Origin of the sequence: Empedobacter sp. UBA6745 (assembly GCF_002453775.1) — a bacterium.
Lineage (GTDB): Bacteria > Bacteroidota > Bacteroidia > Flavobacteriales > Weeksellaceae > Empedobacter > Empedobacter falsenii_C.
In genome coordinates this window covers 1-9406 of the sequence record NZ_DKHL01000003.1, presented here as the reverse complement: position 1 = coordinate 9406, position 9406 = coordinate 1, and the positions used below count along the sequence as shown (strand labels likewise).

Genomic DNA, 9406 nt, shown 5'->3' with positions numbered 1-9406 from the left:
TTGTTCAGCAACCAACCATTGTAAGAAATTCCATGTAGCCCAATCTTCTTCTTCCATACTCATTTTTACAATTTTGTAGATGGATTCGGTATTTTCGATTTCTTGTTTTAAAACAGCTTGAAAACACTCTAATACATTTTTAGGTTCAGGTCCAGGTTTTTTAATGGCTTCAATTTTTACAGTTCCACCACGTTCTTGCACATATTCTATAATTTTAGCCATATGTACGCGCTCTTCCTGAGAGTGTTTCATCATAAAATTTTTGACTCCGTCCAATTGATTTTCGTCTGCCCAACATGCAAGCATTAGATAAATTTGTGCCGAAAAAGCTTCTAATGTAATTTGATCATTTAGTGCTTTTTGTAATGTTTTAGAAATTCTTGTTGTATTCATTTTTAAGGGGTATTTAAGTTGAAAATATTGAATGGAATTTTCGCACCAAACCCGTTTTTTGAATGTTAATACTTTCTAAAATATTGATATTTAGATTCGTTTTAATTCTTTTTATATATCTTGAAGACTTGAAAAATTATTTAAATATAGTTTTTGATAAACTCGGAAGGTGTAATTCCTTCTAAATTTTTGAATACTCGGTTGAATGTTGATTGATTCGCAAAACCTGCTTCTGAGTATATATAAAGTAATGTCACTTTATTCAAATCACTATTTATGATTAAATCTTTCGCGTATTGAATACTATAAGAATTTAAATAATGATTAAAATTGGTAAACCCTTTTGATTTTAATGAAGTGGATAAGTATTTAGAATTGATTTTTAATTCAACACTAAGTTGGGATAACGAAAAATCTTTTGCTTTAAAAAGTTCTTTTTCTACTATAATTTGGTCAATTTGACTGAAAATTTCATTGCATTTATCTTCATTTAGTTCGTAAGAAGATACGATTTTTTTAGGATTGGATTCTTCATCTAACGCTAATTTATTATCATTTTCTTTGTTCCTTACTTGTTTGATTTTGTTTTGGTAATAAATCAAAACATATAATATAATTCCATTAAACAGAAGGTTTAAAAAATCAGTTATTTTAATGATTTTTTTGTCAAATACTTTTGTATCATAATCAATACAATAGGCCATTGCCAAAGAAAATATTAATACAATAATGGTATAATAGGTAAATTTTTTTGCTTTTTTTGGAGAGAAAAATATTTGAGCACCAAATGGTAATGGAATAAGCCATACTAAAAGGACTAAACCATAAGACCAAAAATTAAGTATAGAATAAATAAGTAATAATGGTGCAATAATCAAATAAATAGTAACTACTTTCTCAATATTGAAACTCTTTTTGATTAGAGAGTAAGTATAAAAAATAAAAATAAATTCGATAAGCGGAAAATATATAATCATCGAATTTCTATTTTGTTCTAACAAATAGAAGATTAGAAAAAATACAACTTGAAAAGCAAGCATCAAATAAATGTAGCTCCTGATTAGTTGTTGTTTATATTTTTCGATCACTTTATTTTTCAGTGTATTCATAAATTTATATAGTTATTTTCTGAAAATAATTAATATAATTCATTGTTTTTCAGTTGATTGATTTTGTTTAAATGAAATTCTGTAAGTGATTTATTGTAAAATAAATTATTTATATAAAATTTAAAACAACCAATTTATTATGAAAAATTATTATCTTTTTTTACTATCACTTTTGATTGGTAGTTATGCTTATAGTCAAGTAGGTATTGGAACTAATCAGCCTGATGCTTCTGCAGCATTAGATGTAACTGCAACCAATAAAGGAATTTTAGTTCCTCGAGTTACACTAACTAGTAATACCCTGCAATTGAGTAGTGCTGCTAATGCTACAGGTTTGTTGGTATATAATATAGGAGGAACTGGAGCTCTAGCTGGAGGCTATTATTTTTGGAACGGAAGTGAATGGCGTACAATAGACAATACTACATCTGCTGTGCCTACTATTGGAAGTATACAATGTACTTCTGCATCTCTTACTCCTAGTACCTATATTGCAGGAACTCCTTATACTGGGAATTTGAAAATTAATTATACGAATGGAAATGGAGCAACTTATCAAACAGGAGCTTCTAAAACAGTGAATGGGCTTACCTTTAAACTACGTGCTGGTAAATTGGAATATGGAAATGGAGAATTGGTTTTTTCTGTATCAGGAACCCCTACAGTTTCGTCTCCAGTAGCAACAACAATTCCAATTGATAATACAATTATACCTTTTTTAGATAGCAGTATGACTTGTAGTGCAACTGTTGGTGAAGTAGAAAATGCTGATATCTCTCAAAGTGCTTCTATTGGTCCTCTTTATTTAAATGTTGGAGAAAAACTTGGAGGTCTTGATGTTTATCATCGTTTTGTTACTTCGCCTGATGGAAAATTTTCAGTTCGTGTAAAAATAGAAAAAGGCTATAGTTTTGGTTCGGCTGATATTAATATTCGTAGTAATGTGGGTACACCGACGATTATGTGGAATAATAGTACACAATATGTTACAAGTGGTAATATTGTATATGGAGATAATGCAACAACTTTTTCTGCGCAAGGTTTATGGAGCGGAAATGGAGGAGGAAGTGGTTCAACTTTTTCAGGAGGTTTCAATTCTGCATGGTCTGATCCTGATGTGTATTATGGATCACCAGAGTATCGTCGCTATACATGGACAACAACAGATTCTTCTGATAGAACAACATATATTTTTACTTTTATGTTAGGAGCACCTTCACCAAATAATCTTGCTAACGATACTAATTGTCCATTACCTGCAGGTATTTGTACAAGTACAAAAGCATTCTTAAAGATAGAACAAATAAAAGCTCCATAAAAAATTATAATAGATGTCACTGTACAATAATATTCATATTGGCTCTTTAATCAAACAATTGGTAACAGAAAACGGGATAGAAATGTCCCGTATTTGTAACTTTTTACATTGTACTGAGAATGAAGTGTTGGATACCTATACTTCAAAAGAGATCGATACTTCTACTTTATTAAAATGGAGTAAGTTGTTGGAATATGATTTTTTCAGAATTTACAGTCAACATCTTATTTTATATGCACCTTTTAATAATCGTTACCTCAAAGAAAACGAAAATAAGACTGAGGGACTTCCCTCTTTTCGAAAAAACATTTATACAAGAGAAATCATAGACTATGTTTTGAAGAAAATACGTACAGGTGAAATGAGTAAAAGTGAAGTATTAAAAAAATACAATATACCAAAAACTACCTTACATAAATGGATTGAAAAATATGATATCCAACAAGAGGAATAGCCTACTAACAATTCTTACTACTGATTCTTTTAAAAAAAATCAGTAGTTTTTTAAATTTTATCGCAATGGGAAAAATTAATTATAAAGCACTTTACCTTGATATTTTGAATGAAACCTGTCCAGAAAAAAAATCATTGTGTGATGAAATTTTAAATAAATCAAGCCTTACATCTATGGATGTTATAGCACTGAATAAAATCATTTTTAACAATTCTGTAGAAACTCACAGTGCTAATCAGAAATTTAAATCTTATAGTGAAGAGGATATACAATTTTATTTAGATTATCAAACACGAAATAAGTTGAACAATAGTGAATTGGCACGTATATTCAATATGAGTCGAAATACTGTTCATAAATGGAAAGAAAAAAGATTATTAATAAAGAGAGGTGATATTTGAGAAATGTAAAAAATATTTTATACAATATATTTGAAATCTCGAACTGATAGAAGGATGAGGTTCTGCACTTCGGCTAACATAGTACCCGAGTTTAGAATCACATCAAGTTTTGATTTTGTTTACTTGATTATTTTATATTTTTTCAAAAACATATTAATGTCATTTACTACTTCTTGAGGCCTTTCATCTTTTACACCATGCCATGTTTTTTCATATACTTTATGGGTAATAAATTGTGGATGCTCTTTGGTTAGTTTTTCATTTTCAATTTTGAAATCAAACCAATCATTGGAGTTAATGGGATCAAAAATTAGCATAGGATTGTCTAAGTTTCGATAAATAATTTTCGGATTTAATTGATGTGTAGATGCACCGAAAGCCGTTTTTGAGGTAAAAGGTGCATAAATAATTGCAATATTTTCTTGAGCAGTATTTTCTCCAGTAAGCTCTTCTGCACCAGGGTTTATTTCAAATTTACCTAACTTATTCTCTTTAATTCTAGCATATGAAGTAAAAATCTCTTTTTTAAGTTTTTTATCTTGCTTTCCTTTTATCCCCCAATTGTTGTACATGTACCAATATGCATCAAATTGAGTGTCAAAAATCAATGGTTTTTTAGAACTATAATATTGTTTTATTTCTTCAATATCTTTTTGTATCTCTATGGCATTAACATTATAATCCCATGCTACAGAACCACCATCTTCTAAGATCAATGCTTTTACAGCAGATGGATAACTGTTGTAAAAAGCTGATGAAATAGTTCCTCCAATAATTGCATTTTCAATTTTGAGTTTATCCATTAAGAATTTAATATCATCTGCTACATCATAAATGCTAACATTTTTTTTGGGAATTTCTGTGAAACCATGACCATAATAATCTATCGCAATCACATGTAAATCCATTTTTACAAGTTCTTCTACAATTTCATAAATTTCATAGGCATTGCTGTATGTACCATGGATCCAAATTAAGGTAGGATGTTTCGTATTTCCCCATTCCAAATAATGTATTTTCGCATTTTTTGTTTGTATATACTTTCCATATTGTTTCTCATACTTTTCAAATTCAGGTTTATAAGTGTTAAAAAGAGTTATCTGATTTAATGAGTCTTTTTTCGCCTGTCCAAATCCAGAAAAAGTAATGAAGAAAATCACAATTAAACTGAATAATTTAGTAGTTGATGTTGTTTTATCTCTCATTGAAATCCAAATTAAATTTTAAATAAATCTACTTGTTTTTCTTGTACATATGTTTAAAATACCTTGTAAATATTTGTATTTATATAGATTAAAGACAAATAGCACATTTACAAGTAAAAAAAATGCTATGGACATTTTAATTTTGATTTAGTTAATTATTAAAAAAATATAGAATTATTTTTTTTAATATGAATGTGATTTACAATAAAGTTTATTTATATCATAATTATATTTATGATTAAAAATTTATCCTTTTTATCAATATTGCTGGGATGATTTACCCGAGAAGTACAAATTGTATCAATACAAAATTGTTCATGTAATACTCCTTTTTTAACCTTTATTAATAATTAGTCTAAATAAATTGTTAATTATTTAGAATAATTCTATATTCGCACTCTAATTTGAGAAGAGAATGTTAGGTAATTTATTGGAGAAGTTTAGATATGTGCTTGTAGTTGTAGTTTTTAGTGCAAATGCAAATGCTCAAAATATCAATCAGCAATTAAAATTACATGTAATAGACAGTGATAGTATAGCATTACAAGATGTAAATGTTATTATCAACAATAGTAAATCTATTCGAACAGATAAAAATGGAGTTGCCGAAATAACTTTACCAATTGGTAATTATAGTTTAAAAATTTCTCATATAGCATATGAAGATAATAATGTTAGCATAGATCTTACCAAAAACAGAACGTTAACATATGTACTTGTCTCTAAAGAAATTGCTTTACAAGAAGTTGTTTTTACTGCAAAAGAAGACAAAGGATTGACATCTAAATCTGTAATAGATAGAAAAGCAATGGAACATCTACAACCATCTAGTTTTTCTGATTTGATGGAGCTTTTACCCGGTGGATTAGCCAAACAACCTAATCTTACAACGACTAATGTTGCTTTGATTAGAGAAAGTTCTGAAAGACCAACTGTAGGTGGTTATGAAACATCGTCTTTAGGAGTACAGTTTATGGTGGATGACAATATTATCAATTCCAATTCGGATATGCAACGTTCGTTAAATCAACTTGCATTTTCTTCAGCTCCGAAATATAGAAATACGATTTCGACAGGGATTGATATGCGAAGTATTTCGACGAATGACATAGAAAAAGTAGAGATAATACGAGGAATTCCGTCGGCTGCTTATGGTGATCTGACCTCTGGATTAATTAAAATAGAACGAAAAATAGGTGTAACTCCTTTACAAGCACGTGTTAAAGTAGATGGTTTTAGTAAACAATATTATGTAGGTAAAGGATTTAGTCTACGCGATAATTGGAAGTTGAATACATCTGTCGATTTTCTAAACGCAAAAGAAGATCCAAGCGATGATCAAGAGAATTATCAGCGCGTTACAGCATCATTGCGATCTGATTTAAAAACTAAATTATGGAATAATCCGTTGAGATGGAGATCTAATTTAGATTTTTCTAGCACTTTAGACAATGTTAGTATTGATCCAGATAATGCTTATGCACCAACAGATAGGTATAAATCTTATACAAGAAAATTTACAGTTACAAATAATTTTACATACGAACTTCCTAAAAAATCATTTTTTGATTTAGTAACTCTAAATACATCTATTAGACAAGGTTTTGATCGTATAGAACAAAGACAGTTTATTCAATATTCGGGACCAAGAGCCTTACCATTATCAACTGAAGAAGGAGAAAGTGTAGGGATTTTTGCAGCAACTAGTTTTGTATCTGATTATATGACAGATGGTAAACCTTTGGATTTGAATGCACAATTACAAACAACTGGTAAAAAGAGTTTTATAGGCTTAATTAACACTTACGAACTTGGATTAGATTGGCGTTATAGCAAAAATAATGGTAGAGGAGATGTGTATGATGTTACACAGCCTCCATCTCCTAGTATGACTACGCGTCCTAGAGCATTTCGTGATATTCCTGCAACACAAAATATTGCTGCTTTTATTGGAGATCGTATCGATTATAAACTAAATAAACACTCATTTACATTATATGGAGGTTTACGTATAAGTAAGCTTTTAGGTGTGGATAAATCTTATACGATAAGTGATAAGGTTTTTGCAGAACCACGTCTTAATTTTCAGTATGGATTACCACAATTCATGATTGCAGGAAAACCACTTCAAATTGATGTAACAGTAGGATATGGATTATTCTATAAGCAACCAACGACTTATTATTTATATCCTAATAAACAGTTTACAGACTATGTTCAGTTAAATTATTATCATGATGATGCACGTTATCGCTATATAAATTATATGACGTATGTACAATCATTAGAAAATAAAAATATAACTGCAGCAAAAAATATTAAGAAAGAAGTTAGAGCAGATTTTTCTTATAATAAACATAACTTCTCGATTACCTATTACAAAGAAAATATGAACAATGGTTTTCGACCATTTAATAATTTCAGAGTTAATTCATATAAAAAATATGATGCTACGAAAGTTGATCTTAACAATTGGACAGCAAACGGACCAGATTTAACAAATGTGCCATACACTATTGTAAGAGAACATGCAGCTTTTACAACGATAGAGAACGGAAGTGTGACGGATAAAGAAGGAGTAGAATTTCAGTATAGTACACCACGTTTCAAAGGTATTAATACACGATTTACCTTAAGTGGTGCTTGGTTTAAAACAAAATATTACAATGATATTCCTATTTATGAAAAACCAAATGTGTCTATAGGAGGAGTCATAGGATCTTTCCCGTATATAGGAATTTATGAAAATGATGATACGTATAAAATATCTAATCTAAATTATAACTTGATGATGGATACGTATATTCCAAGTTTAGACTTAACGTTTTCGGCATCTGTTCAAGGTTCTGTTTTTGATCATAAGATTCGAGAGAAAATTATCGCATTTCCAACATATTATATTGATTTAGACGGAATGATAAAACCGTATACAGAAGCTGATAAAACGGATATATACAAACAACATTTGGAAAGAAATAAAGCAACTTCAGAACCATTATCTGAAAAGAAAAGTTATACAATTAATGTCAATTTTAAGGTCACAAAAAGTATTTACAAAGCTCTACGAGCTTCGATGTTTGTGAATCAACTATACAACTATATAAATCCCTATTATTTCAATAATGTAAAAGTAGAGATGGTAAATAAGAGTACACCTTATTTTGGTGTTGAAATGAATTATAATTTTTAAAATATATTAAATAGAAACATATGAAAAAAAGAGTTTTATTACTAAGTTTTTTAGCTATTTCAGCTTCATATACATTGGTATCATGTTCTAATGATGATGATTTTGGTACAGAAATCGTACAAAACAGTACGTTGACTTTATCATTTAAAGGAGAAAATATTTCTACATATAAAACTTTAGAAGTTGAAGTAAAAGAATTAAATACAGGTGCAACGTCTACTAAAACAATAGATGGTACCAACGCATATACACTAGAATTACCTAAAGGATCTTACAAAGTTACAGTAAATGGTACAGTTGTTACAACAGCTAATGAAGAGGTAAAAGTAGGTGGTTCGTCAGCAATAGATGTTAAGAATACAGCAGAAAATCTAACTATCGAATTGTTTGTAAAACAGTTTAATGAAGATTTTATTATCGAAGAGGCTTTTTATACAGGAGTTAAAACACCAGAAGGAAAAAATTATAATTCGAGCCGTTATTTTAAAATCACAAATAATACGGATAAAGTATTATATGCAGATAAATTAATTTTAGCACAATCAGAATTCTTAACGCAAGTAGATAATAACGTTACACCTTATCATCCAAATACAGCGTTTGCAGTAAAAGGAGTAATGGTATTACCAGGAAATGGAACAGATTATCCTGTACAACCAGGTGATTTTATTGTAATTGCAGATAATGCTGTCAATCATAATGCGATAACGAGCACCGCTTTTGATTTGAGCAAGGCAAATTTTGAATTTCCATCAGAAAATCCTGCTTTAGGGCAAGTAGATAATCCTAGCGTGCCTAACGTAAGTGTTATTTATTCGCAAATGAATTACAATATGTTTTTCTTACATAGTAGTGGAGTAGAATCTTATGTAATTGCTCGTTTTCCAGAAGGAGAAAGTTCAACGACTTTCTTAGAAAAATATAAATATAGTTATGAATATGTCAATTCGGCAGGTAACATTACAAAGAAAAATACATACGAAATTCCTAACTCATGGATCGTAGATGGAATGAACAATAGTGTGCCGGATAAATTTTTACATATCTTGACATCACCTACAATTGATGCAGGTTGGACAGGAGTTGGAGAGTTTTGGAATGATGCCAATCGTTTAGGAAAATCTGTTCGTAGAAACATTTTAGGAAAAATGGAAAATGGAAAAAATGTTTATAAAGACACAAATAATTCTACGGTAGATTTTATCAAAAACTCTGAACCAAGTTTAAAAAATGGAATTGTTCATTAATTAAAATAATTTGTTTTGAAAATTTTAAATAGCTTTCGTTTTTTATTGATCATCTTGTTTACGTCAAATTGTAAATCGTCAGCAAAAAG

General features: G+C 29.4%; 8 protein-coding genes. 5 read left to right on the top strand and 3 right to left on the bottom strand.

The genetic code is table 11. The features are described 5' to 3' along the window. On the bottom strand, positions 1-393 hold a 393-nt coding region (locus B4H69_RS01540; RefSeq protein ID WP_291092500.1), incomplete at its 3' end, for a ferritin. A 140-nt stretch (positions 394-533) separates the two neighbouring features. Beyond that, positions 534-1502, bottom strand: a complete 969-nt coding sequence (locus B4H69_RS01535) for a helix-turn-helix domain-containing protein (protein ID WP_291092498.1) — start codon at positions 1500-1502, stop codon at positions 534-536. 139 nt (positions 1503-1641) lie between these two features. Here B4H69_RS01535 and B4H69_RS01530 point away from each other — a divergent pair, with 139 nt between their 5' ends. The 3 genes from B4H69_RS01530 to B4H69_RS01520 all read left to right on the top strand — a co-directional run bounded on the left by B4H69_RS01530 (position 1642) and on the right by B4H69_RS01520 (position 3675). Further along, positions 1642-2820: a hypothetical protein gene (locus B4H69_RS01530; RefSeq protein ID WP_180906075.1), complete on the top strand. Its 1179-nt coding sequence runs from the start codon at positions 1642-1644 to the stop codon at positions 2818-2820. 13 nt (positions 2821-2833) lie between these two features. After that, positions 2834-3274 carry a transposase gene (locus B4H69_RS01525; RefSeq protein WP_180906076.1) on the top strand — a complete coding sequence of 147 codons (441 nt, stop codon included), beginning with the start codon at positions 2834-2836 and terminating at the stop codon, positions 3272-3274. Positions 3275-3339: 65 nt separating this feature from the next. Next, positions 3340-3675: a helix-turn-helix domain-containing protein gene (locus tag B4H69_RS01520; RefSeq protein WP_180906077.1), complete on the top strand. Its 336-nt coding sequence runs from the start codon at positions 3340-3342 to the stop codon at positions 3673-3675. A 119-nt stretch (positions 3676-3794) separates the two neighbouring features. Here B4H69_RS01520 and B4H69_RS01515 read toward each other — a convergent pair whose 3' ends face one another. Then, positions 3795-4880 (bottom strand): alpha/beta fold hydrolase, encoded by a 1086-nt coding sequence (locus B4H69_RS01515; RefSeq protein WP_180906078.1) that lies wholly within the window; start codon positions 4878-4880, stop codon positions 3795-3797. A gap of 415 nt (positions 4881-5295) precedes the next feature. Between B4H69_RS01515 and B4H69_RS01510 the strand changes: the two genes are divergently transcribed. Both B4H69_RS01510 and B4H69_RS01505 read left to right on the top strand, forming a co-directional pair. Then, on the top strand, positions 5296-8070 hold the full coding sequence (locus tag B4H69_RS01510) for a TonB-dependent receptor plug domain-containing protein (RefSeq protein ID WP_180906079.1): 2775 nt from the start codon (positions 5296-5298) through the stop codon (positions 8068-8070). Between the two features lie 20 nt (positions 8071-8090). Then, positions 8091-9317 carry a DUF4876 domain-containing protein gene (locus B4H69_RS01505; protein ID WP_180906080.1) on the top strand — a complete coding sequence of 409 codons (1227 nt, stop codon included), beginning with the start codon at positions 8091-8093 and terminating at the stop codon, positions 9315-9317. Positions 9318-9406: the final 89 nt, after the last annotated feature.

What these genes read in the sequence shown, in the direction of transcription:
- B4H69_RS01505 (WP_180906080.1), top strand. Translation starts at nt 8,091, where the DNA reads ATGAAAAAAAGAGTTTTATTACTAAGTTTTTTAGCTATTTCAGCTTCA.
- B4H69_RS01520 (WP_180906077.1), top strand. Translation starts at nt 3,340, where the DNA reads ATGGGAAAAATTAATTATAAAGCACTTTACCTTGATATTTTGAATGAA.
- B4H69_RS01515 (WP_180906078.1), bottom strand. Translation starts at nt 4,880, where the DNA reads ATGAGAGATAAAACAACATCAACTACTAAATTATTCAGTTTAATTGTG.
- B4H69_RS01530 (WP_180906075.1), top strand. Translation starts at nt 1,642, where the DNA reads ATGAAAAATTATTATCTTTTTTTACTATCACTTTTGATTGGTAGTTAT.
- B4H69_RS01510 (WP_180906079.1), top strand. Translation starts at nt 5,296, where the DNA reads ATGTTAGGTAATTTATTGGAGAAGTTTAGATATGTGCTTGTAGTTGTA.
- B4H69_RS01535 (WP_291092498.1), bottom strand. Translation starts at nt 1,502, where the DNA reads ATGAATACACTGAAAAATAAAGTGATCGAAAAATATAAACAACAACTA.
- B4H69_RS01525 (WP_180906076.1), top strand. Translation starts at nt 2,834, where the DNA reads ATGTCACTGTACAATAATATTCATATTGGCTCTTTAATCAAACAATTG.